Source organism: Luteococcus sanguinis (assembly GCF_039527675.1).
In the GTDB taxonomy this organism is placed as follows: Bacteria; Actinomycetota; Actinomycetes; order Propionibacteriales; family Propionibacteriaceae; genus Luteococcus; species Luteococcus sanguinis.
Genome location: NZ_BAAAKI010000004.1, coordinates 328,862 through 352,108, shown reverse-complemented (window position 1 = coordinate 352,108; position 23,247 = coordinate 328,862). Strand labels below are relative to the sequence as shown.

At 69.0% G+C, this 23,247-nt stretch carries 22 protein-coding genes; 2 read left to right on the top strand and 20 right to left on the bottom strand.

The features are described from left to right. Positions 1-174 precede the first annotated feature (174 nt). The 10 genes from groL to ABD089_RS05365 form a co-directional block, all read right to left on the bottom strand. The gene (gene groL / locus ABD089_RS05410) at positions 175-1,776 is read right to left on the bottom strand and encodes a chaperonin GroEL (RefSeq protein ID WP_343885210.1); all 1,602 of its coding nucleotides are present in this window, start codon (positions 1,774-1,776) and stop codon (positions 175-177) included. 194 nt (positions 1,777-1,970) lie between these two features. Next, entirely contained in the window at positions 1,971-2,267 is a 297-nt protein-coding gene (gene groES, locus ABD089_RS05405) for a co-chaperone GroES (RefSeq protein ID WP_343885209.1), read from the bottom strand. Positions 2,268-2,458: 191 nt separating this feature from the next. Further along, on the bottom strand, positions 2,459-3,598 hold the full coding sequence (locus tag ABD089_RS05400; protein ID WP_343885208.1) for a THUMP-like domain-containing protein: 1,140 nt from the start codon (positions 3,596-3,598) through the stop codon (positions 2,459-2,461). Continuing rightward, positions 3,595-4,083 (bottom strand): NUDIX hydrolase, encoded by a 489-nt coding sequence (locus tag ABD089_RS05395; protein ID WP_343885207.1) that lies wholly within the window; start codon positions 4,081-4,083, stop codon positions 3,595-3,597. The genes ABD089_RS05400 and ABD089_RS05395 overlap by 4 nt, the downstream gene beginning before the upstream one ends. Before the next feature lie 9 nt (positions 4,084-4,092). Next, entirely contained in the window at positions 4,093-5,262 is a 1,170-nt protein-coding gene (locus ABD089_RS05390) for a cobalamin-independent methionine synthase II family protein (protein ID WP_343885206.1), read from the bottom strand. A gap of 65 nt (positions 5,263-5,327) precedes the next feature. Further along, on the bottom strand, positions 5,328-6,371 hold the full coding sequence (gene tsaD, locus ABD089_RS05385; protein ID WP_343885205.1) for a tRNA (adenosine(37)-N6)-threonylcarbamoyltransferase complex transferase subunit TsaD: 1,044 nt from the start codon (positions 6,369-6,371) through the stop codon (positions 5,328-5,330). A gap of 3 nt (positions 6,372-6,374) precedes the next feature. Then, on the bottom strand, positions 6,375-6,836 hold the full coding sequence (locus ABD089_RS05380) for a GNAT family N-acetyltransferase (protein WP_343885204.1): 462 nt from the start codon (positions 6,834-6,836) through the stop codon (positions 6,375-6,377). Then, a complete protein-coding gene (gene tsaB, locus ABD089_RS05375) occupies positions 6,833-7,504 on the bottom strand; it encodes a tRNA (adenosine(37)-N6)-threonylcarbamoyltransferase complex dimerization subunit type 1 TsaB (RefSeq protein WP_343885203.1) in 672 nt (223 codons plus the stop codon). Before tsaB ends, ABD089_RS05380 begins: the two co-directional genes overlap by 4 nt. Next, entirely contained in the window at positions 7,501-8,436 is a 936-nt protein-coding gene (tsaE, locus tag ABD089_RS05370; RefSeq protein ID WP_343885202.1) for a tRNA (adenosine(37)-N6)-threonylcarbamoyltransferase complex ATPase subunit type 1 TsaE, read from the bottom strand. Before tsaE ends, tsaB begins: the two co-directional genes overlap by 4 nt. An 18-nt stretch (positions 8,437-8,454) precedes the next feature. Further along, positions 8,455-10,740: a DEAD/DEAH box helicase gene (locus ABD089_RS05365; RefSeq protein WP_343885201.1), complete on the bottom strand. Its 2,286-nt coding sequence runs from the start codon at positions 10,738-10,740 to the stop codon at positions 8,455-8,457. A 465-nt stretch (positions 10,741-11,205) separates the two neighbouring features. On the opposite strand from ABD089_RS05365, the gene ABD089_RS05360 reads away from it, so the two are divergent. Further along, positions 11,206-12,357, top strand: a complete 1,152-nt coding sequence (locus ABD089_RS05360; protein WP_343885200.1) for a glycosyltransferase family 4 protein — start codon at positions 11,206-11,208, stop codon at positions 12,355-12,357. 13 nt (positions 12,358-12,370) lie between these two features. Here the strand turns inward: ABD089_RS05360 and ABD089_RS05355 are convergent, their stop codons facing one another. The 5 genes from ABD089_RS05355 to glmS all read right to left on the bottom strand — a co-directional run bounded on the left by ABD089_RS05355 (position 12,371) and on the right by glmS (position 16,948). Then, positions 12,371-12,859 carry a hypothetical protein gene (locus ABD089_RS05355; RefSeq protein ID WP_343885199.1) on the bottom strand — a complete coding sequence of 163 codons (489 nt, stop codon included), beginning with the start codon at positions 12,857-12,859 and terminating at the stop codon, positions 12,371-12,373. Beyond that, positions 12,850-14,253 (bottom strand): NAD(P)H-hydrate epimerase, encoded by a 1,404-nt coding sequence (locus ABD089_RS05350; RefSeq protein ID WP_343885198.1) that lies wholly within the window; start codon positions 14,251-14,253, stop codon positions 12,850-12,852. The genes ABD089_RS05355 and ABD089_RS05350 overlap by 10 nt, the downstream gene beginning before the upstream one ends. Continuing rightward, positions 14,250-14,606 carry a holo-ACP synthase gene (locus tag ABD089_RS05345; RefSeq protein ID WP_343885197.1) on the bottom strand — a complete coding sequence of 119 codons (357 nt, stop codon included), beginning with the start codon at positions 14,604-14,606 and terminating at the stop codon, positions 14,250-14,252. The genes ABD089_RS05350 and ABD089_RS05345 overlap by 4 nt, the downstream gene beginning before the upstream one ends. A gap of 9 nt (positions 14,607-14,615) precedes the next feature. Further along, complete coding sequence (locus ABD089_RS05340) at positions 14,616-14,963, bottom strand: TraR/DksA family transcriptional regulator (protein ID WP_343885196.1); 348 nt, start codon at positions 14,961-14,963, stop codon at positions 14,616-14,618. A 137-nt stretch (positions 14,964-15,100) separates the two neighbouring features. Then, complete coding sequence (glmS, locus tag ABD089_RS05335) at positions 15,101-16,948, bottom strand: glutamine--fructose-6-phosphate transaminase (isomerizing) (RefSeq protein WP_343885195.1); 1,848 nt, start codon at positions 16,946-16,948, stop codon at positions 15,101-15,103. A 179-nt stretch (positions 16,949-17,127) separates the two neighbouring features. On the opposite strand from glmS, the gene coaA reads away from it, so the two are divergent. After that, a complete protein-coding gene (gene coaA / locus ABD089_RS05330) occupies positions 17,128-18,096 on the top strand; it encodes a type I pantothenate kinase (RefSeq protein ID WP_343885194.1) in 969 nt (322 codons plus the stop codon). A gap of 30 nt (positions 18,097-18,126) precedes the next feature. On the opposite strand, the gene ABD089_RS05325 is transcribed toward coaA, so the two are convergent. From ABD089_RS05325 to treZ, 5 genes are all read right to left on the bottom strand, one after another. Next, positions 18,127-18,741, bottom strand: coding sequence for a DUF3267 domain-containing protein (locus tag ABD089_RS05325; RefSeq protein ID WP_343885192.1), 615 nt, complete (start codon positions 18,739-18,741; stop codon positions 18,127-18,129). After that, the gene (gene glmM, locus ABD089_RS05320; protein WP_343885191.1) at positions 18,738-20,096 is read right to left on the bottom strand and encodes a phosphoglucosamine mutase; all 1,359 of its coding nucleotides are present in this window, start codon (positions 20,094-20,096) and stop codon (positions 18,738-18,740) included. Before glmM ends, ABD089_RS05325 begins: the two co-directional genes overlap by 4 nt. Positions 20,097-20,237: 141 nt before the next feature. Continuing rightward, positions 20,238-20,750: a 30S ribosomal protein S9 gene (rpsI, locus tag ABD089_RS05315; RefSeq protein ID WP_343885391.1), complete on the bottom strand. Its 513-nt coding sequence runs from the start codon at positions 20,748-20,750 to the stop codon at positions 20,238-20,240. Between the two features lie 59 nt (positions 20,751-20,809). Further along, a complete protein-coding gene (rplM, locus tag ABD089_RS05310; RefSeq protein ID WP_343885190.1) occupies positions 20,810-21,253 on the bottom strand; it encodes a 50S ribosomal protein L13 in 444 nt (147 codons plus the stop codon). A gap of 145 nt (positions 21,254-21,398) precedes the next feature. Beyond that, complete coding sequence (gene treZ / locus ABD089_RS05305; protein WP_343885189.1) at positions 21,399-23,189, bottom strand: malto-oligosyltrehalose trehalohydrolase; 1,791 nt, start codon at positions 23,187-23,189, stop codon at positions 21,399-21,401. Positions 23,190-23,247: the final 58 nt, after the last annotated feature.

Genomic DNA, 23,247 nt, shown 5'->3' with positions numbered 1-23,247 from the left:
GCAATCCGTTGCGAAGCCTAGGGCATGCAGGCACTCGCGAATCGTAAAGGATCCCCATCGTTGCCCTTTCGTTGTGGCAGGCCTTGATGGTGACGGCGAGGACCCCGCCCGGCTGTTGCCGGACGGGGTCCTCGGGTAAGGCTGTCGTGCTGTGGTGCGCCGTGGCGGAACGACTCAGTGCTGGTGGCCAGCCTCGTCGTCGTCCTCGGGCTTGTCGACGACCAGGGTCTCGGTCGTGAGCAGCAGCGAGGCGATCGAAGCCGCATTGGCGAGCGCGGAACGCGTGACCTTGACCGGGTCGATGACGCCGTTCTCGATCAGGTTCTGGTATTCACCGGTCTTGGCGTTGAAGCCATTGCCCGGCTCGAGCTCCTGCACCTTGGAGACGATGACGTAGCCCTGCTCGCCACCGTTCTCCGCGATCCAGCGCAGCGGCTCGACGACGGCGTTCTTGACGATCTGGACGCCGACCTTCTCGTCGCCCTCCAGGCCAAGGCCACCCTCCAGAACCTTCGCGGCGTGGACGAGGGCGGTGCCGCCACCGGCGACGATGCCCTCCTCGATGGCCGCGCGGGTTGCCGAGACGGCGTCCTCGATGCGGTGCTTCTTCTCCTTCAGCTCCACCTCGGTGGCGGCGCCGACCTTGATCACGCAGACGCCGCCGGCCAGCTTGGCAACGCGCTCCTGCAGCTTCTCGCGGTCCCAGTCGGAGTCGGAGCGGGCGATCTCGGCGGAGAGCTGCTGCACGCGGCCGGCCACCTCGTCCGCCTCACCGGCGCCGTCGACGATCGTCGTGTTGTCCTTGGTGACGACGACGCGGCGGGCACGGCCCAGCACCTCGAGGCCGACCTGGTCGAGCTTGAGCCCGACCTCGGGGGCGACGACCTGGCCACCGGTGAGGATCGCGATGTCCTCCAGCATGGCCTTGCGGCGGTCACCGAAGGCCGGGGCCTTGACGGCGACCGAGGTGAAGGTGCCACGGATCTTGTTCACGACCAGGGTCGACAGCGCCTCGCCGTCGACATCCTCGGCCACGATGAACAAGGTGCCCTTGGCGGCGATGACCTTCTCCAGCAGGGGCAGCAGGTCGTTCATCGAGCTGATCTTGCCCGAGTTGATGAGGATGTAGGGGTCGTCGAGGACGGCCTCCATCCGCTCGGAGTCGGTGACCATGTAGGGCGACAGGTAACCCTTGTCGAACTGCATGCCCTCGGTGAAGTCGAGCTCGGTGCCGAAGGTGTTGGACTCGTCGACGGTGATGACGCCGTCCTTGCCGACCTTGTCGAAGGCGTCGGCGATCAGGGCGCCGATCTCCTCGTCGCGGGAGCTGATCGTGGCAACCGACGCCATGTCGGAGGTGGTCTCGATCTGCTTGGCGACGCTCTTCAGCTCGGCCTCGACGGCCGCGACGGCCTGGTCGATGCCGCGCTTCAGGCCGACGGGGTTGGAGCCGGAGGCGACGGCGCGCAGGCCCTCGTGCACGAGCGCCTGGGCCAGCACGGTCGCGGTGGTGGTTCCGTCACCGGCGACGTCGTTGGTCTTGGTGGCGACCTCCTTGGCGAGCTGCGCGCCAAGGTTCTCGTAGGGGTCGGAGAGCTCGACCTCACGGGCGACGGTCACGCCGTCATTGGTGATGGTGGGAGCGCCCCACTTCTTGTCCAGGACGACATAGCGGCCCTTCGGGCCGAGGGTCACCTTGACGGTGTTGGCGAGGGTGTCGACACCACGCTCGAGCGAGCGGCGGGCCTCCTCGTCGAACTGCAGGATCTTGGGCATTCAGAACTCCTGTGGAGTAAGAGATGTGGATGTGGTTCGCGCGCGGCCAGCACGGTGGCCGGCCGCGCGCGGGAATCCTTCCGAACTCTGCGTGCCCGTGAGCGAGGCACGAGCGAGCGGTGAACGCACGCAGAGCGCGGGGGTGCGATCTGGAGTTCGCTCCAGAGTCGCTCAGGGGGTCGTCCCCCTCGCGATCACTTCTGGACGATGGCGAGGATGTCGCGAGCGTTCAGGAGCAGCAACTCCTGGCCGTCGTACTTGACCTCGGTGCCGCCGTACTTGCTGAAGATGACGACGTCGCCCTCGGCGACGTCCAGCGGGACACGAGCGCCCTTGTCGTCGAAGCGGCCGGGACCGGTTGCGATGACCTGGCCCTCCTGCGGCTTCTCCTTGGCGGTGTCCGGGATCACCAGACCAGACGCGGTGGTCTGCTCGGCCTCGAGCGGCTTGACGAGGACGCGGTCCTCGAGCGGCTTGATCGTGGCTGCCACGACAAACCCCTTTCTAGGTTCACGGCGCACGAGGCGCCGGTCGGGTTTCAACGTTCAGGAATCGGTTCGGACGTCGTCGCGGGTGCCGTCCGGGCCGTTGGCACTCAACCATGTCGAGTGCCAGAACCCAAGATATCCCCGGGCTGGCACTCGTTCAACCCGAGTGCCAACCAGTGGGTTCGTCCCGCCAGTCAGACCCGCTCGACGTGCCAGGCACGGGCTCCGCCCGGGGTGCGTCCGATGACGAGCGTGGCAGCACCCCGGCCCTTGGGCTTGAGACGGCGGCGCAGTTCGGCCGGGTCGAGGTCGACTCCTCGCTTCTTGATCTCCAGCGTGCCGATGTCGTGGGCGCGCACCCAGGCGCGCAGGGTCTTCTCCCCCGCGTCCATCTCGTCGATGATGCGGAAGCTGGTGAGAAAGGGGGACGTGATGGCCTCGTCAGAGGTCAGGTAGGCGGTCTCCGGGTCCAGCAGGCGCATCCTGGGGTCGATCGCGTCGAGCGCGCGGGCGCGGATCACCGCCCCGTCGGGTTCGTGCAGCCAGGCTCCCGCTGGACCGACCGGGAGCACTTCGCCGGTGGAGGCGATGACGTGTTCCCCAGGCAGCAGCACGGCGCGGTGTCCGGTGGGGGATCCGGGGAGCCGCCACAGGGATGCCTCGACGACGTCCCCGGCGTGGCTGACGAAGTCGCAGCAGACGCCCTGGGGCAGGATCTCGCGCGGAACGCCGGGGCCGAGCTTGCCGACCGTCGAGTGACGGCCGGCCAGCAGGTCGAGCACGAAGTCCCACGGCGGGGTGAACTGGTCGACCCGCCAGGTGCGACCGGCACCGGTGCGGCGCGCAGGGTCGATGAAGACGCAGGTAGCCGGCCCTGCCCCGGCCAACAGCCCGGGGGCCAGTTCGACGGCATCTCCGTGCAGCACCGTGGCACCGGGCAGGTTGGCGCGAGCGTGTTCGGCGGTGGTCTGGTCCAGTTCGACGGCGACGACCTCGAGCCCGACATCGAGGCATGCCATCGAGTCGGCGCCGATGCCGCAGCCGAGGTCGACGACCCGGGTGGTCCCGGCGGCGACCAGTCGTCGCGCCCGCCAGTCGGCCACCTCGGGACGGGTGGCCTGTTCCAGCCCGTATGGAGTGAAGAAGAGCTCGTCCGCTGCCTCACCGAACTTGGCGCGTGCCTTGCGTCGCAGCACCGCCTGTCCCAGGGCCTCCGCGGCCAGGTCGGCGTCGAAATGCTTGCGCAAGCGGGTCGCCGCAGCCAGTGACGATGGGTCCGGCTCGGCCATCGCAGCGGCCAGCGCAGCCCGTCCCCGCTCGGTGTGCAGGCTCACAGGGTGCTCACCGACCAGCCCTGCGGCACCCCGTCCCGATAGGGCAGCACGCCATGGAACTGGGCGATGGACTCGTCGAAGACCAGCGGCAGGAAGTGCCGGTCGCCCTCCCACATGGGCAGTCGGCTCAGGGCGTCGATGCGCTCCCAGGCCAAGGGACCCTCGTCGTTGGCCTGGGGCACTTCGCCGGTGAACTCGTCCACCACGAAGACGAAGCCGAAATGGTCCTCACCGTTGCGGCCGAATCCGGGCCAGCTGACGGTCCCCCGCAACCGCAGGCAGACGGCTTCGATCGAGGCCTCTTCGCGCAGCTCGCGGCGGATGCAGGCGACGACGTCCTCGTCGGCTTCGAGCTTGCCGCCCAGGCCGTTGTACTTGCCGAGCTGGTCGTCGGTGGATCGCGCGACCCGGTGCACCATCAGCACCCGCTCCCCGTCCGGGTGCCGGACGAAGGCGAGCGTGGTCATGATCGGGGTCAGCGCCATCGCACGACCTCAGCCCTGGCTGGCGATCCGGGCGCCCTCGACGAGCGCGTCCAGCTTGGCCCAGGCGATCTCGGGGTGGATCCGTCCGCCCAGGCCGCAGTCGGTGGAGGCGATCACATTCTCGTCCCCGACCAGGTCGGCGAAGCGACGGATCCGCTGGGCGACCAACTGGGGGTGCTCGACGATGTTGGTGTGGTGGGTCACCACACCGGGCAGCAGTACCTTGCCGGCGGGCAGCTGCACGTCCTTCCACACTGCCCATTCGTGCTCATGGCGCGACCCGGCGGCCTCGAAGGTGTAGTACTTCGCGTTGATGGTGAGCATCAGCTCGGCCATCTCGGCCATCGGGAAGTCGGTGGTGTGCGGGCCATTCCACGAACCCCAGCACAGGTGGAAGCGCACCTGCTCGGCGGGAATCCCCGCCAGCGCCTTGTTCAGGGCGTCGACGCGCTTCTGGGTGAAGGCCAGGTAGTCGGCGGTGCTCGGCTCGGGATCGATCTGGTCGAAGTTCTCGGCGATCGCGGGATCATCCACCTGCACGATCAGACCGGCGTCGGTGATGGCCTGGTACTCCTGGTGCAACACCCCGGCCCAGGCGTCCATGAACTCCTCGTCCGAGCCGTGGTGGGCCGAACCCACGCGGCTGGCCGAACCCGGCGCGATGGCGCAGATGAAGCCCTCCTCGGCGCCTGCAACGCTCATCGCGTGGCGGAGGTTGGCGATGTCGGCAGCCACGGCCTCCTGGCCGATGTAACCGATCTCGGAGACCGCCTGCGGGCGCTGCCGGGTGGTGGGGTGTACGGCGGACGCGTCGTCGTAGACCGCGCGGAAGAGCTGGCGATCGCGCCGGTCGTTCATGCCGGTGAGCACGATGTTGCCCGGCTCGGACTTGGCGACGCGGGTGTCCCAGACGTTGTCAGGGCGCAGTTCCAGGCCGCTGGTGCGGTCGAAGCTGTAGGTCCACCAGCTGCCGAAGTCCTGGCTCTGGGTGGTGGCGTGGCCGTACTCGCCGTCGTTGACGACGTCGATGCCGATCCCGCGCTGCTTGGCGACCACCTCGTCCACCGCGTCGGTCAGCCGCTGCGCAAAGGCGGCGGGATCACTCGTCCGCATCGCATTGGCTTCCAGCAGGGCCTGGGTGCGCGGCAGGGATCCGACGTGGGTGGTGCGGATGGTCATGGCGACCTTTCGACGGGGATTCGGGCGGGCTTCGGTCAGGCAGCCCTTGGGCGGACGGGCTGTGTTCAGACGAGGATGGTGGAGACCGGAAGCCCGGAGTTGGCACCGATGTCGAGGCTGGAGGGCCTGCCGCCGGCCTTGACGACCTCGCTGGCCAGCACGGCGATCATCGCGCCATTGTCGGTGCACAGGCCCGGGCGCGGGCGACGCAGCTCGACACCAGCGGCGGCCATTCGCTCCTCCAGCAAGCCGCGCAGGCGGGAGTTCGCCGCCACGCCACCGCCGATCAGGAAGTGCTCGAGCCCGTACTCAGTCGCCATGTCGACGGCCTTGGCGGTCAGCACGTCACAAACCGCCTCCTGGAAGCTGGCGGCGACGTCGTTGATCGGGACGTCGAGCCCGTCGCGCTCGCGGGTCTCGACCCAGCGGGAGACGGCGGTCTTGAGGCCCGAGAAGGAGTAGTCGAAGCGGTGCTTGTCCAGATCGTGCCTGGCCGTCAGGCCGCGCGGGAAGCGGATCGCGGTCGGGTCGCCCTGCTGGGCGGCCTTGTCGATCACGGGTCCGCCCGGGTAGGGCAGGCCGAGCACGCGCGCGACCTTGTCGTAGGCCTCGCCGGCTGCGTCGTCGATGGTGGAGCCCACCTGGACGATGTCGGTGGCGATGTCGTTGACCACCAGGAGCTCGGTGTGTCCGCCGGAGACCAGCAGCGCGCCGGCCGGGGTGGGCAGCGGGCCGTGGTCCAGCAGGTCGACCGCGACGTGCCCGGCGAGGTGGTTGACGCCGTAGAGCGGCTTGTTCAGGTAGGTGGCCAGGGCCTTGGCGGAGGAGAGTCCGACGACCAGCGCGCCCATCAGGCCCGGACCGGCGGTGACGGCGATGCCGTCCAGCTCGGAAAGGTCAATGTCGGCGGCGGCCACGGCGCGCTCCAGCGCGGGCACCATCGCCTCCAGGTGCGCCCGCGAGGCAACCTCGGGAACGACGCCGCCGAAGCGGACGTGCTGTTCGACCGAGCTGGCGACCTCATTGGCCAGCAACTCGTTGCCGCGCACGATGCCGACACCGGTCTCGTCGCAGGAGCTCTCGATCCCCAGGATCAGCGGTTCACCCATTGCTCACACCTCCAGCACATCGGGCGTCAGGGACGCCTGCATCACGACCGCGTCCGCTCCCGCGCCGTAGTAGTCCCGGCGGTGGGAGATCGCGGTGAATCCGAACTTCTCGTACAGGGCGATGGCGCCCTGGTTGTCGTGGCGCACCTCGAGCAGCATCCGCTCGGCGCCGGTCGCGGCGGCCCATTCCAGGCCCGCGCCCATCAGTCGTCCGGCCACGCCCTCGCCGCGGCGGTCGGGGGCGACCATGATCCGGTGCAGGTCCGCGGTCTCGGCGACCTGCTGGAAGGTGGCGGCTGCGGCCACCCGTCCGTGGGCATCGCGGCCGACCACGACCAACCGGTCGTCCGCCCGCAGTTCGTCGCGCCAGCCCTGCTCGCCCCAGCGTTCCGCAGGGGCGAAGCTGTCGGCCTCGACGGCCATGATCTGGTCGAGGTCGCGCTCATCCGCAGGCCCGAAGATCATCGCGGTGCCTTCGGCAGCCGCAGCCTGTTGGTCACCAGCGTCGACTTGCGCGTGGTCGGGACGGCCGCGTCGGGCTTGCGCAGGTAGAGCGCGTCGTTGCCGGCATCGGCCAGCTCGGCCCAGTGGGCGGCCAGCACGCCGGCGTCCAGCCGTTCAGGGCCGACGACGTCTGAGAACAGGTCCGGGTAGGCGCTGCGTCCGGGGCCGGCGACGGGCAGCTCGGGCAGCTCGTCGGGGGCGGTGACGTGCGGGCCGTCGGTGCGGGCGCCGGTCGCGTCATAACGCGCCCAGTACAGCTCCTTGCGGCGCGCGTCCGAGACGACGACGAAGTCCCCGGTGGGGGCCTGGTCGCCGTGCGCCCACTGCCAGGCGACGACATCCAGCGAGCAGACGCCGTGCAGCTCGGTGTGCGCCAAGGAGGCGATGGTGTGCGCGGTGACGATGCCGACGCGCAGGCCGGTGAAGGGTCCGGGGCCGAGGCCGACGGTGACCTCGTCGACCTGGTCGAGGCTGATCCCGGCCTGCTCACAGAGGGCGACGATGGCGGGCATCAGCTTCTCGGCGTGACCGCGGCGGTCCTCGATCGTCGTGGTGGCGAGCACCTCGCCGTCGCGCGCGAGGCCGGCACAGATGTCGGTCGAGGTGTCGATGGCAAGGGTGGTCGTCATGCGTCCTCCTCCAGGGCGTGCAGGTCAACGCCCTTCCAGCGCTCGCCGAAGCCGGTCAGGTAGACCACGCGGGTCTCGTCGTCCGGGTCGGCGCTGCGGCGAATGTCGATGTCGAGCACGGAGCTGCCCAGGCCCTCGGCAAGCCCGGCTCCCCACTCGACCAGCGTGACCGAGCTCTCCAGGGTGTCGTCCAGGTCCAGGTCGAACAGTTCGGCCTCGGAACCCAGCCGGTAGGCGTCCACGTGCACGAGCGCGGGGCCACCCGAGCGGGAGTGGTGCACGCGGCTGATCACGAAGGTGGGCGAGATGACCGGACCGTCGACGTCCATCCCCCGGCCGATGCCCTGGGCCAAGGTGGTCTTGCCGGCGCCCAGGTCACCGGAGGCAACGACGACGTCACCGGCCTGCAGCAGACCGGCGAGCCGCTCCCCCAGCGCCTGCATCGAGCCACCAGTGGGCACCTCGATGCGGGCGGGCAGGTCGCGGCCCATGGTCCAGCCGAGCTCCTGGGTGCCGCAGACCTCGAAGCCGTGGTGTTCCCACCACTGTCTTGTCGCGGGGAACTCCTTGCGACACAGCAGTTCCAGCCGAGTCGCCCCGAGATCGACGGCCAGTTCGGCAGCACCACGGACCAGTACCGCAGCGACGCCGTGCTGGCGGACGTCGGGGCGGACGCTGACCCGGTGCAGGCCAGCAACACGGCCATCCAGGCTCAGCAGCAGGCAGCCGACGATCTCACCGTCGATACACGCGAGCACTCCGGGAGCGCGCTCCAGGCTGGCGATGATGTCGTCAACGGTGTCGGACAGCGCGGCCGCTGGCGGCTCGACGGCCGGGCGGGCCGCAAAGGCCTGGTGGATGACGGCAAGCATCGCCGCCGCATCGTCAACCGATGCGACGGCGAGCTCGACTGTCTCGTCTGGTTCGTTCACAGCGCCCAACTCTAGGGCTCAGCTCTCGCGGCGCCAGCCCTGCTCACGGCCACCACCCTGGCCGCGGTAGCCACCGCCGCGGCGGTCACCACCCTGACCACGGTAGCCACCGCCACGGCGATCGCCTCCGCCCTGACCGCGGTAACCGCCGCCACCACGCTGGAAACCGCCATTGCCACGCGGGGCCTGCTTGCGGGGAGCGATCAGCTTCTCGTAGTCGCGCTCCTCGATGGGCATCGCGTCGGGGACGCGGGCGCCGGTCTTGTCGGCCAGCGCCTCGTCGGCGGGACGCGCGGTCAGCATCTCGGCCTTGACCCCGGCGCCGTCGGCGATGCGCTGCATGGTGCGGCGCTGGTGGGGCAGGACGATGGATGCCACGACGCCCTTGGTGCCGGCGCGGGCGGTACGACCAGCGCGGTGCAGGTAGTCCTTGGAGTTCATCGGCGGGTCGATCTCGAGCACCAGGGTGACGTCGTCGACGTGGATGCCGCGGGCCGCGACGTCGGTGGCGACCAGGACGGGCACGGTGCCGTCCTTGAAGGCCGCCAGGATGCGGGTACGGGCGCCCTGGGTCAGGCCGCCGTGCAGCGCACCGGCCATGACGCCGGCCTCGCGCAGCTGCTCGGCCACGCGGGATGCCCCCATCTGGGTGCGGGCGAACAACACCGAACGTCCCTCGCGGTTCGCGATGGCAGCGGTGGTGGCGTTCTTCTCGTGCGGCAGCACCTGCAGGAAGACGTGCTCCATGGTGGTGACGCTCGCCTTGGCACCGTCGACCTCGTGGGTGATCGGGTCGTGCAGGTAGCGCTTGACCAGCTTGTCGACCGCGCCGTCGAGCGTCGCGGAGAACAGCAGGCGCTGGCCGTCGGCGGGAACCGCGTCCAGCAGCGTGGTGACGGCGGGCATGAAGCCGAGGTCGGCCATGTGGTCGGCCTCGTCGAGCACGGTGACCTGCACCTGGGAGAGGTCGACCGCGCCCTGCTCGAGCAGGTCGATCAGGCGGCCGGGGGTGGCGACGACGATGTCGACGCCACGCTGGAAGGCGCGCAGCTGCGGGACATAGCTCATGCCGCCGGCGACCAGGGTGGTCTCCAGCTTGAGGGCCTTGGCGAGCGGGGAGATGACGTCGGCACACTGGAGCGCGAGCTCACGGGTGGGGACGAGCACCAGCGCCAGCGGGGACTTGCCCTCACCGCGGTTGGCGGCGATGCGGGTGAGCATCGGCAGGCCGAAGCCCAGCGTCTTGCCCGAACCGGTCTGGCCGCGGCCCAGGACGTCGCGCCCGGCGATCGCGTCCGGGATGGTCGCAGCCTGGATCGGGAAGGGGCTGGTGATGCCCTGCTTGTCGAGGGCGGCGACCAGGATGGCGGGAACACCAAGCGCGGCGAAGCCCTCGGTCTGGTCGACGTGGCTCGCGTCGATCTCGCCCAGGTCGGTGCCCTGCCAGCTCATCTGGTCGGCGTTCTCGGTGAAGTCCTCATTGCGCGGACGCTCGTCGCGGTTCCACGAACCGCCCTGGCCACGGTCGTCACGACGGTCGTCGCGACGGTTGGGGCGCTCGCCCTTCTCCCACGGCTTGCGGTCGTAGCGGGGCTCGACCTTGGTGTGGTCGGCCTTGTAGGGGCGGGCCGGACGGTAGTCGGGGCGCTGGTCACGACGGGGACGATCGTCCCGGTCGAAGTTGCGGGGGCCGCGGTCGTCACGGTCGAAGCTGCGCGGGGCGCGGTCGTCGCGCTCGAACTTGCGCGGGCCACGGTCGTCACGGTCGAACGAGCGCGGACGCTCGTCGCGATCGAAGCTGCGGGGGGCGCGGTCGTCGCGGGAGTAGCCGCGACGATCATCACGGCCATAGCCGCGCGGGCCACGGTCGTCGCGGGATCCACGGTCGTCGCGCGATCCACGGTCGTCGCGGAAGGAACGGGGACGCTCGTCGTTGGACTTCCAGGTCTGGAAGTTGCGGCCCTGTCCATCGCTGCGACGGGGGCCGTCAAAGGTGCGCGAACCACGGTCGTCGCGGTCGAAGCCGCGGGGGCCCCGGTCCTCACGGGGGGCACGGTCCTCACGGGGGGCACGGTCCTCACGGGGGCCACGGTCGTCGCGGTCGAAGCTGCGGGGACGCTCGTCGCGCTCCCACGGACGGCTGGTGCCACCGCGGCGAGGGGTGTGGCCCTCGGTGGCGCGCTTGTCGCTGGTCCAGCGCTGCTTGGGGGTGCCGTCGGCCTTGAAGGACTTGGGGCCCTTCTTGGCGGGCTTCGAGGTGGACGAGGTGTAGGGCTTGCGGCCCTTCGGGGTGGGGCGGGGCATGACTGCTCGTTTCCGGACGCTGTGCGTCCTGTCACCGGGGTTTCCCGGGGGCCGGACTGTCGTCCAGCATGTGCACGGAAGCGCGCGCCAACTGTCCCCTAGGGGATGGCGGCGTCGCATCAGGGAGCGAAATGTCGCATCAACCTGTCCGCAACTTTCGCACTTCGTGGGGCAGCTGAGCCCCTCGGGGTCTCCGGTCCGGACCGCCTCATGTGGCGGGCCCCGGCGACCCGATCCCGACCGGCGAACCGGCGAGACCAACAGCGGACCACGTTACCAGCCGTCAAGGGGCTTTGCCGAATCGTGACCTTGTGAACGCTCTCAGCCGGGCCCTTGGAGACGGGACGGATTCGACGCAACTGTCACCGCATGGCCCCCTGCCGGGGCGCAAAGCGTCACCTGACGTTCAACCCGGCCCCGCCTGATGTGCGAGGAGGGCCATTCCGGCGCCGTTATGGTGGATTCGTGCGAGTTGCTTTTGCGGCGGAGTCCTTCCTCCCCCAGGTCAATGGCGTCACCAATTCCGTGCTCCGAATGCTGGAGCACCTGCGTCGGGAGGGACACGAGGCGATGGTGCTCGCTCCCCAGGACGCGCGGAAGGTACCCAAGCACTACGAGGGTTACCCGGTGATTCCGCTGGCCTCCGTCGGGCTCCCCTTCTACCCCGACGTCCGCGTCTCGACGGCGCCCCGCTTCGTGATCGAACGGGCGCTGGCCGACTTCCGCCCGGACGTCGTGCACCTGGCGGCCCCCTTCGCGATCGGCTACAAGGCGGCGCTGTCGGCGGCCAAGTTGAACGTCCCCACCGTCGCGATCTACCAGACCGAGGTCGCCACCTACGCCGCGCAGTACGGCTTCGCGCAGTTCGAACCGGTGCTGTGGCACCGCCTGCGCCAGGCCCACCAGCTCGCCACCTTGAACTTCGCCCCCTCCACCTTCGCCCAGGCCCAGCTGGAGGAGCAGGGCATTCCGCGCGTCGGCATCTGGGCGCGTGGCGTGGACTCGACGCGCTTCCACCCCGGCAAGCGGGACGAGACGCTGCGCCGCAGCTGGGCTCCGAATGGCGAACGGATCATCGGCTACATGGGCCGGCTGGCCGCGGAGAAGAGCGTGGGGAACCTGGTCGCGGTCGCCGACCTTCCCAACACGCGGCTGGTGATCGTCGGCGACGGCCCCGATCGCGAGGCGCTGCAGCGCAAGCTGCCCAATGCCCTCTTCCTGGGGCTCAAGCAGGGAGAGGAACTGGCGCGCTGCCTGGCGAGCTTCGACCTGTTCGTGCACACCGGTGAGCTGGAGACCTTCTGCCAGTCGATCCAGGAGGCCGAGGCGTCCGGTCTGCCGGTCGTCGCACCCCGCCGCGGCGGTCCCATCGACCTGGTCAATCCCTCCCGGACGGGCTGGCTGTACCAGCCCGGCGACCTTCTGGGCCTGCGCGAGAGTGTGCAGGACCTGGTGGGTGACGACGCCAAGCGGATGGCGATGGGTCGCGCCGCGCGGATGTCGGTCGAGCACCGCACTTGGCCGTGGATCTGCGATGAGCTCGTCGGCCACTACACGGAGGCCATCAAGATGGGCTCTCAGGCGCCACGTCGCAATCCCTCGCTGCTGCTCCCCTGAATCAAGTCCGTCGTCAACACTCACCCGAGGCAGGCTCACACATGGGCAGCCCGGGTGGAAGCAGATCCATGGCGATGAAGCCGTCCGCCATCCCGCAGGGCTCGTCGGCCATCTCCATCCGAGTGTTTGCCACCAGCCAGCGTCCTGGCCCGGCAGGGACACGACTCCCCTGATAGGGCGATACCTCGACGACCGACACCTGGTCGGGACCCTCGTCCTTGGTGAGGCAAAGCCCCGCCAAGCCGTCCGTCACGGTGATCCACCCCGGATACGCCGACCGGTAGTGGCCGTACAGAGCGTCCCGGCCGACGCGCGGTGCCTCGACGACCTGGACGCGGACCCGAATCGATCCGTCGTCATCATCGGCACCGTCATCGGTCACCAACACCGTGGCGCCATCCGGCACCGGCGCCTCTGGCGGAAAGTCCATTCCCCCGGAACAGGCGGCCAAACAGATCAGGGCGGATGCCGAGACCAGGCGCATCGCAGCGTTCATCGGCACGACAGCTCACCCCAATTGCCAACCAGCGCGGCGACCTCGTGCGCGATGTCGTCCGGGGGCCAGGGTCCGGGACGACGAGCCGCCGCCATCGCCTGCACCGAGGCACCGACCAGGCCGGCGTCCGCCGCGGGCAGCCCCGCTGCCAGCAGGGTCGCGCAGATGCCAGCCAGGACGTCACCGGAACCGGCCTGCGCCGTCCACGACGGCCCCGGCACCGCAACCCGCACCCGCCCGTCAGGTTGGACGATGTACTGGCTCGCACCCTTCAACAGCACCACCGCGCCGGTGCGCTCGGCCGCCCGGTGCGCCGAGCCGATCGGGTCGGCCTCGACCTCGGCGCGTTCGGCGCCGAGCAGCCGCGCGAGTTCCCCGGCGTGCGGGGTCAGCAGGCAACCGTACGGTAGGTGTTCCGGCAGCACGGACAGCGCGTCCGCATCGATGACCGCAGGGACGCCGTCGGCCAGACGGCGTTCCAGCCGGGCTCGGTTGTCGTCCGCACTCCCCCAGCCCGAGCCGCAGAGCCAGGCCTGCACGCGGCCCTCCCCATGGGTGACCGAGGGCAACGAGGCGCGGATGATGGCGTCGGCCGGTTCCGGCCCCACGAAGCGGATCATCCCGGCGCCGGCGTACAGCGCACCCGTCACGCCGAGCACCGCAGCTCCTGGGTACTGCGCCGATCCGCTGTCGATGCCCACGACGCCCCGGGAGTACTTGTCACTGGTCGGGCCAGGGACGGGCCAACGCACCGCGACGTCACCGGCTTCGGCGACCTCCAGAACCGAATTGCCCAGCTCGATGCCGATGTCGACGCACACCACCTCCCCGCACCGTGACGCGGCTGGCTGCAGGACGTGACAGGCCTTCCTGGCCGCGAAGGTGATCGTCCGAGTGGCGTGGAAGCTGTCCTGCAGCTGGTGCGAGTCGGTGTCCAGACCGGACGGGAGGTCGACAGCCAGAACCGGCACCCCGAGCGCTTCGGCCTCCTGCGCCAGCGCCAAGACATCGGGCCGTAGCCCCGGACGTCCCCCGATGCCCAGCACGGCGTCGACCACCAGGTCGACCTCGGCGACCTGCTCAGTGGCCTCCACCACACCGACGAAGCGGCACCCGGCCCCGGTCGCGGCCACCCGGCCCTGCTCGTGCATCGTCTCGGCGACCGGCCAGATCGCCACCGGGAGTCCGTGACGCGCCAGCTCAGCGGCCGCGAACAATCCGTCGCCGCCGTTGTTGCCGCGCCCGACCACCACCAGCACCCGGCCGTGCGTGCCCGCCATCTCCAGCGCGTGGGCGGCCACCGCTGCGGCGGCACGCCCCATCAGGCCTTCGCCCCGATGGGCCTCGAACCAGACCTGTTCCGCGACGCGGATCGCGTCGGCAGTCTGGACGCCGATCATGACCGCTCGCAGATGACGAAGGCGCTGGCCAGCCCACCGTCGTGGGAGATGGACAGGTGGATGGTGTCGATGCCCAGCTGCTCGACCCGCGCCGCGACGGTGCCCCGCAAGCTGAAAGAGGGTGCCCCGGTTGCGGCCCGCACCACCTCGCAGTCGAGCCATGACATGCCGACCGGTGCGCCGAGCGCCTTCGCAAGGGCCTCCTTGGCGGCCCATCGAGCCGCCTGGGAGGCCAACGACACGTCCGCCTCCCCCGGGTTCAACACTCGCTGGACGACGCCTGGCCGCCGCTGGACCATCTGGCCCCAACGGGACACCTCACACACGTCCAAACCGATGCCGACGATCGCCATGCCGGGAGCCTACTGACCGCCAGCGACAGATTGTCCGGCGTGTTCCACGCAGGTCGTCGACCACGGCCGGAACTCCAGCCGGAGCTCACCGATCGGGGCGCCGCAGACATCACAGGAGCCGTAGCTGCCCTCGTCCAGCTTCTGCCTGGCGCGCCGAACCTGGTCGAGGGCGGCCTGCAGCGCCTGCGCGCTGGAGGCGTCCTCCATCCGCGTGATCGCCTCACTGGTTCCCTCACCGATCCGCTTGCCGAAGCCGATCGTGGCATCCGGGTCGACCGGACGCACCAGACCGCCCAACTGCCGCTGCAGCGCGGCCTGCTTCTCGTCCAACTCGCGGGTGATGCCGTCGTGGTCCATCGGTCCATCATTGCCCCTCACCAGCGCCAGGTCACGCGTGTTCGCCCACGGCGCCGACCCGAAGCGTCCGGACGCACCAGTGCCCCGGATCCACGAGGATCCGGGGCACTGTCGTCAACTGAGGCGATGGCCCCCGATCACTCGACGGTGACGGACTTGGCCAGGTTGCGCGGCTGGTCGACGTCGTGGCCGAGCAGCGTGGCGACCTCGCAGGCGAACAGCTGCAACGGGACGATCGCCAGCAGCGGCTGGAGCAGCGTCGAGGCCTTCGGGTGGCGGATGATCACGTCCGCGTAGGGGTTGACCGAGTCGTCACCCTCCTCCACCAGCACGATGGTCTTCGCGCCGCGGGCGCGCACCTCTTGGATGTTGGAGACGACCTTGTCGTGCAGCTGGTCGCGGCCCTGCGGCGGCACCATCACGAAGACCGGGATGTCCTGCTCGATCAGCGCAATGGAGCCGTGCTTCAGCTCGCCGGCCGGGAAGCCCTCGGCGTGCTTGTAGGCGATCTCCTTCAGCTTGAGCGCACCCTCCAGCGCGGACGGGTAGCCGACGTGGCGGCCCAGGAAGAAGAAGGAACGGTCGTCCATCAGGGCCTTGGAGAGATCCAAGATCTGCTGGTCGTTGTCCAGCATCGACTGGATCGCCTCGGGCATCTCCGCCAGCTCGTCGGTGACGGCCTTGATCTCGTCGCCGTACTTCATACCCCGCACCTGTGCCAGGTACAGACCAAGCAGATAGCAGGCCACGACCTGGGTCAGGTAGCCCTTGGTCGAGGCGACCCCGCGCTCGGGGCCAGCGTGGGTGTAGATCACAGCATCCGACTCGCGCGGGATGGTGGCGCCGTTGACATTGCAGATGGCGATGACCTTGGCGTGCTGCTCGCGGGCGTGGCGAATGGCCATCAGGGTGTCGGCGGTCTCGCCGGACTGGGAGATGGTAACGACCAGCGTGTTGGGATCGATGATCGGGTCGCGATAACGGAACTCGGAGGCAATGTCGACCTCGCAGGGGATGCGGGTCCAGTGCTCGATGGCGTACTTGGCGACCAGGCCCGCGTGGTAGGCAGTGCCACAGGCCACGATGACGATCTTGTTGACGCGGCGCAGCTCCTCGGGGCTGATGCGCACCTCGTCCAAGGTCAACTGGCCGTCGGCGTCGTAGCGGCCCAGCAGGGTGTCTGCGACCGCCTTCGGCTGCTCGTAGATCTCCTTGCGCATGAACCAGTCGAAGCCACCCTTCTCGGCGGCGGTGATGTCCCAGTCGATGTGGAAGGGGGTGATCGCGGTCGCCTGCGTGCCGTCGAAGTTGGTGACACAGACGTCGTCACGGGTGATCACGACGACCTGGTCCTGGCCGAGCTCGATCGCCTCGCGGGTGAACTCGAGGAAGGCGGCGACATCGGAGCCGAGGAAGTTCTCACCCTCGCCCACGCCCACGACCAGCGGGGAGTTGCGGCGGGCCGCCACGACGCGCTCGGAGTCCTGGGCGTCGATGGCGACCAGGGTGAAGGCGCCCTCGAGACGGTTGGCGACTTGGTGCATGGCGGAGACGATGTCGGCGCCGTCGTCGACGAGCTTGCCGAGCAGCTGCGCCGCGGCCTCTGTGTCGGTCTCGGACGTGAACTGGACGCCGGTGGCCTCCAGCTCGGCGCGGAGCTCGGCGAAGTTCTCGATGATGCCGTTGTGGACGAGCGCGACGCGGCCCGACTGGCTGACGTGCGGGTGGGCGTTCTGGTCGGTGGGTCCGCCGTGGGTGGCCCACCGGGTGTGACCGATGCCGTGGTGGCTCTCGGGCAGCGGGTGCGCCTCGATCTCGGCGTCCAGGTTGGTGATCTTGCCCGACTTCTTGCGGAACTCGATCTTGTTGTCGGCTTCGACGGCCACGCCGGCCGAGTCGTATCCGCGGTACTCAAGGCGACGAAGGCCTTCGATCACGACGGTTTGGGCGCTACGAGGCCCGATGTATCCCACGATTCCACACATGCCCAAAAGTGTACATAAGCAGTGAGCGATTCACGACTCAGACTTGCCAAACGGAGATTGGGTGTTCTCAATACGCGCGCGGACCTCTCGCCAGCCCTGTCGCGGTGGACACGTCATCGTGCATCTGTGAATCTAGCCGAGGAGGAGGCGCCGGAGCAGGCCATTCGGTGCGACACACGATGACGTCAGCAGAGCCACCCGTGCACGAGGACGACGACCCGGTCGGCCCCTACGTGTGCATGGCCCGCCAGGACTGGGCCGACCTCGCCGACAACACCGACATCGACCTGGACGAGGAGACGCTGACCCGCCTGCGCGGTCTGGGCGACCCGACCAGTCAGGCCGAGGTCGAGCAGGTCTATGTCCCCCTGACGCAGCTGATCCACCTGCACATGCGCCACACCGGGCACCTGTACCGAGCGTCCAATGCCTTCCTCGGTCTGGACGTGCGCCGCACCCCCTTCGTGATCGGCGTCGCCGGGTCGGTTGCGGTGGGAAAGTCGACCACGGCGCGCCTGCTGCGCGAGCTGTTGTCACGATCCCCCGGCCGTCCGAAGGTCTCACTCATCACCACCGACGGATTCCTGTTCTCCAATGCCGAGCTGGAGCGCCGCGGCATCCTCGATCGAAAGGGCTTCCCCGAGAGTTATGACCGGCGCGCCCTGCAACAGTTCGTCGTCGACGTGAAGTCGGGCCTGAAGAGCGTCAACGCCCCGGTCTACAGCCACATGGTCTACGACGTCACCGACGAGGTGATCACGGTCAAGCGCCCCGACATCTTGATCATCGAGGGCCTCAACGTGCTGCAGCCTGCACGGCGCCGCGCGGACGGCACCCAGGGCCTGGCGGTCAGCGACTTCTTCGACTTCTCCGTCTACGTCGACGCGGAGACCTCGGACATCCGCAGCTGGTACCTGAACCGCTTCCTGGAACTTCGCCGTACGGCCTTCACCGACCCGCGCAGCTTCTTCACCCGCTTCGCGACGATGGACGAGGCCCAGGCCAGCGCCTTCGCCAACCAGGTCTGGGACGAGGTCAACGGGCCCAACCTGGCGCTCAACGTCCGTCCGACGATGGGACGCGCGAACGTGATCCTGCACAAGGGCAGCGACCACTCGGTCGACCACGTGCGAATCCGCAAGATCTGATCAGAACTGCCTGCATCGCAACTGCCTGGGTCAGAATTGATGGTGCAGGGCGATCCCGTCGCGCAGCACCTCCACCTGCACCTGTCCCGGTGCCGCGGCCGCGTGGCCGAGCATCCACAGGTCGGCAACGCTCGCGCCGAGCATCACCAGCCCCGGCAGGATCCAGTTGCCGCCGCCCGGGCCCCAGGTCGCCATCGCGAGTACGAACGGGACGATGACCAGGTTGGGCACGAGCGTGATCGCGATGTACTGGCTGCGGCTGAACAGGTGCCCCGGGCTGGTGGTGTAGGGCAAGGGGATCCCGTACACGTGCCCGAAGCGGGTCCGAGGTCGGCCGCCGGCTGCCCGCATCACCAGCGCCACCAAGGCCTCGTGGGCGACGACGCCGCACACCATCAGCACCACGAACATCGCCAGCACACTGGTGCCAATGCTGATCGGAGTGGGGAACAGAGACCGGAACCTCAACATCACCCACATGATCAGCGCCAACAAGGCGAGCAGCAGCCCCAGCCCCACCGTCATCAGCGTCTCTGCAACGTCGGGGACGTGCACGGTCACCGCCGCGGGCTCTGGGGCTCGCGGTACCCGCGTGCGCATCCGCTCAGCGCCCTGCCCCCAGGAGGCGCCGGTGGCGCCGGTCACAGGCTGACGCGCTCCTGGACGATCGCGGCGAGTTCCTGGCACACCTGTTCGGCCCGCTCCATCGTCTCGGCCTCAACCATCACGCGGACGACCGGCTCGGTGCCAGAGGGACGCAGCACCACCCGTCCCGCGTCCCCGAGTTCCTTGTTGGCCCGGGAGACTGCCTGCTGGATGTGCGGGTCGATGCCGGCGCGCAGCTTGTCGACGCCCTTGACGTTGATCATGGTCTGCGGCAGGCGGGTCATGACCGACGCGAGCTCGGCCAGCGACTTGCCGGTACGGGCCATCCGGGCGGCCAGGTGCAGGCCGGTGAGGACGCCGTCGCCGGTGGTGGCGAACTCGCTCATGATGACGTGGCCGGACTGCTCCCCGCCGAGGGTGAAGCCATTGGCGTTCATGCTCTCCAGCACATAGCGGTCGCCCACCTTGGTCTGGTCGACCTTGATGCCGTTGGCCTTCATCGCGTTCACGAAGCCGAGGTTGCTCATGATGGTGGCGACGACGGTGTCGCTGTGCAGCTTGCGCTCGGACTGCAGGGCCAGCGCCAGGATGGCGATGATCTGGTCACCGTCGACGAGGTTGCCCTGCGCGTCGCAGGCGAGGCAGCGGTCGGCGTCACCGTCGAAGGCGAGGCCGAGGTCGGCGCCCGCCTCCACGACCTTGGCCTGCAGGTCGCCCATGTGGGTCGATCCGCAGTTCTCGTTGATGTTGAGCCCGTCCGGGTTGTTGTGGATCGGGACGACCTCGGCGCCCTGGGCCTGGAAGGCATTCAGTGCGGTCATCGAGGAAGCGCCGTTCGCGCAGTCGAGCACGACCTTGATGCCCTCGAGGGAGGAGTCCGCACCCAGGCTGCCGACCAAATGCGCGACATAGGCGTCGATCGCACCGAGGTCGTCGTTGACGCGTCCGACCTTGTCACCAATCGGTCGGGCCCAGCTCTCAATCTGGCCCATCCGCTCCTCGATCGCATCCTCCAGGGTGTCGTCGAGCTTCACACCACCGCGCTGGAAGAACTTGATGCCGTTGTCGGGCATGGGGTTGTGGGAGGCCGAGAGCATGACGCCCAGGTCGGCCTCGTGCTCGCTGACCAGGAAGGCGACGCCCGGGGTGGGCACCACACCGACGCGCTTGACGTCCACGCCAGCGCTGGCCAGGCCGGCGACGACCGCGGCCTCCAGGAACTCACCGCTGGCGCGGGTGTCGCGACCGACCAGGGCTGTGGGACGGCCTCCCTCGAAGGCACCCGCCTCCCCCAGCACGTGGGCGGCACCCACGGAGAGCTGGAGCGCGAGCTCCGCGGTCAGGTCCTTGTTCGCCACACCGCGCACGCCGTCGGTGCCAAAAAGTCGAGCCATGGGGACTGAGCGTACTCCCTGCGCGGCTCGGCTTCGATGCCGACACAGGTGTTCGGGTCGACGCTCCAAACACGGCGAAAGCCGCCGTCCCCAAGGGGACGACGGCCTCGACACCGAGCAGCAGGCAGGCGCCTGCGGCGATCAGCGCTTGCTGTACTGAGGCGCCTTGCGGGCCTTCTTGAGACCAGCCTTCTTGCGCTCCTTGATCCGGGCGTCGCGGGTCAGCATGCCGGCCTTCTTCAGCGCGGGGCGCGAGGCCTCGGCATCGACGGCGTTCAGCGCACGGGCGATGCCCAGGCGAAGGGCGCCGGCCTGACCGGTGATGCCACCGCCGTTGATGCGGACGATCACGTCGTAGGAGTCAGCGACGCCAGCGGTGACGAAGGGCTCGTTGACGATCTGCTGGTGCACCTTGTTCGGGAAGTAGTCCTCCAGCGAACGGCCACCGTTGATGCTGAACTGGCCGGTGCCGGGCACGAGGCGGACGCGGGCGACGGCCTCCTTGCGACGGCCGGTCGCGTTCCCGGCGGCGATCACAGCGGGACGGCCGGACGACTGCGCCGACGCGGTGGCCGGGTTCGAGTCGCTGCGGTAGGCGATCTCACGATCGTTCTCGTCGGTGAACGAGGCGCCAGCGGGGGCCTCGTTCTCGATGGTCTCGTCAAGCTCTACGGTCTCAGACACAGTTGTTCCTTGGCTCACGGTATCGATCGTCACTGGGCGATCTGGGTGATCTCGTACGCCTGCGGCTTCTGCGCGGCGTGCGGGTGCTCCGGGCCTGCGTAGACCTTGAGCTTGGACATCAGCTGACGGCTCAGCTTGTTCTTGGGCAGCATGCCCCACACGGCCAGCTCGACGGCCTTGCGCGGGTCCTTGGCCAGCAGCTCGCCGATCGGCGTCTTGGTCAGGCCGCCGGGACGACCGGAGTGGCGGTAGCGCATCGAGTCGGTCGACTTCTTGCCGGTGAGGGCGATCTTCGACGCGTTGACGATGACGACGAAGTCGCCGCCGTCCATGTGCGGCGCGAAGGTCGCCTTGTGCTTGCCGCGCAACAGCGTGGCGGCGGTCACCGCGAGGCGACCGAGGACGACGTTCTCGGCATCGATGACGTGCCAATTCCTGGTGATGTCACCAGGCTTCGGGCTGTACGTAGACACGGTTCGCAGACCATTCTTCCGGTAGGAGGCTCTTCTTCAAGATGGTGAAGCGCGGGGGCGGCGTCGCGGATGATCCGCGCGGGCACGCCAGTGCGCAACAGCGGTTCACACTACCCCGGTGCCATGGGTGCGGTCAAAATGAGCCTCAGCTGCGACCCGGGAGCGCTTCGGTGGGCAGGTGCAGCACCGCCGCCGACTGCGGTCCCAGGTGCAGCTCGTAGCGTCCCTCGGCCTCGACGATGGTGGACTCCCCGACGCGCAGCAGCACCTCACACGCATCGTCCAGTTCGATGACGACGGGTTCCAGGGCAAAGTTCATCGCGACCGAGATCGATTCGCCACGCTCCATCACGAACCACTGGGAGTCGGGATCGAAACGGCACGAGATCCACTCGAAACGGGGGTCGGTCAGGTCGGGGTAGCTGCGGCGCAGCGTGATGGCGTCCCGGTAGGTCTGCCAGATCTCGGAGTGCACCTCACCGAAGCGCTCATCCCAGACGAGCTTCGACCCGGCGAAGGCGTACTCGCTCTGGGGGTCGACGATCGTGTCGGGGTCCCAGTCCATCTTGGCGAACTCCTCCACCCGCCCCTTGGAGACGGCCTCCGCCAGCTCAGGCTCGGGATGGGAGGAGAAGAACATGAAGGGTGTGGTGGCTCCCCACTCCTCGCCCATGAAGACCATCGGCGTGTAGGGCGAAAGCAGGGTGACCAGGGCGGCGAGCTGCAGCTGTCGCGGGGTCTCACGAGTGGCCAGACGGGCGCCGTCGGCGCGGTTGCCGATCTGGTCGTGGTTGTCGGAACAGACCACCAGCCGCCAGGTCGGCATCGTCGGGGTGTCCAGGCGTCGTCCGTGTCGTCGTCCCCGGAAGGTCGACTTGGTGCCGTCGTGGAAGAAGCCGGTCTCCAGCACCTTGCCCAGCGCCTCCAGGCTGGCGAAGTCGGCGTAGTAACCGGAGTCGTCTCCGGTCAGGTTTGCCACCAGGGCGTGGTGGAAGTCGTCGCTCCACTGCGCGTCCAGGCCGTAGCCACCCGCCTCGCGCGGGGAGATCAGGCGGGGGTCGTTGAGGTCACTCTCGGCGATCAGCGAGATCGGACGGTTGAGGAAGGTGCTCAACGCGTCCACCTCGACGGCCATCTCCTCGAGCACATGGATCGCGCGGGTGTCCACCAGCGCGTGCACGGCGTCCAGCCGCAGACCGTCGACGTGGTAGTCCTGCAACCACATCAGGGCGTTGTCGATGATGAAGCGGCGCACCTCGTCGGAGCCCTCACCGGCCAGGTTGATCGCGCTCCCCCACGGCGACGACATCGAGTCGTCCAGGATCGGTGCGAAGCTGGGCAGGTAGTTCCCGCTGGGGCCGAAATGGTTGTAGACGACGTCCTGAATGACGCCCAGACCGCGCTGGTGGCAGGCATCGACGAAGCGCTGGTAGGCGGCCGGGCCGCCATAGGGCTCGTGGACTGCGTACCAGCACACCCCGTCATAGCCCCAGCCGTGCTCACCGTTGAAGGCGTTGACCGGCATCAGCTCGACCAGGTCGATGCCCAGCTCCACGAGGTGGTCCAGCTTGCCAATGGCGGCGTCAAGGGTGCCCTCGGGGGTGAAGGTGCCAAGGTGCAGCTCGTAGATGATGGAGCCCGCGAGCTGGCGGCCGGTCCAGTCCTGGTCGTGCCACTCGAAGGCCGCAGGGTCATAGGACCGAGACGGGCCGTGGACGCCGTAAGGCTGCCAGCGAGAACGCGGCGCGGGCAGGACGGTCTGCTCGCCGTCGAGCCGGTAGCCGTAGTCCACTCCGGGGCGGACGACCTCGGCGGCCCGTTCGGCCGGAAGGCGCCACCAGCCATCCTCGGAACGCTCCATGTCGAACTGTTCACCGTCGACCATCAGGTCGACTCGCTCCGGCAATGGGGCCCAGACGTCGAAGGACAGCGGCATCGCAACATGCTCCTGCGGTGGGGTACGGGGTGACCCGGTGACGGTACCCGATGGGTGG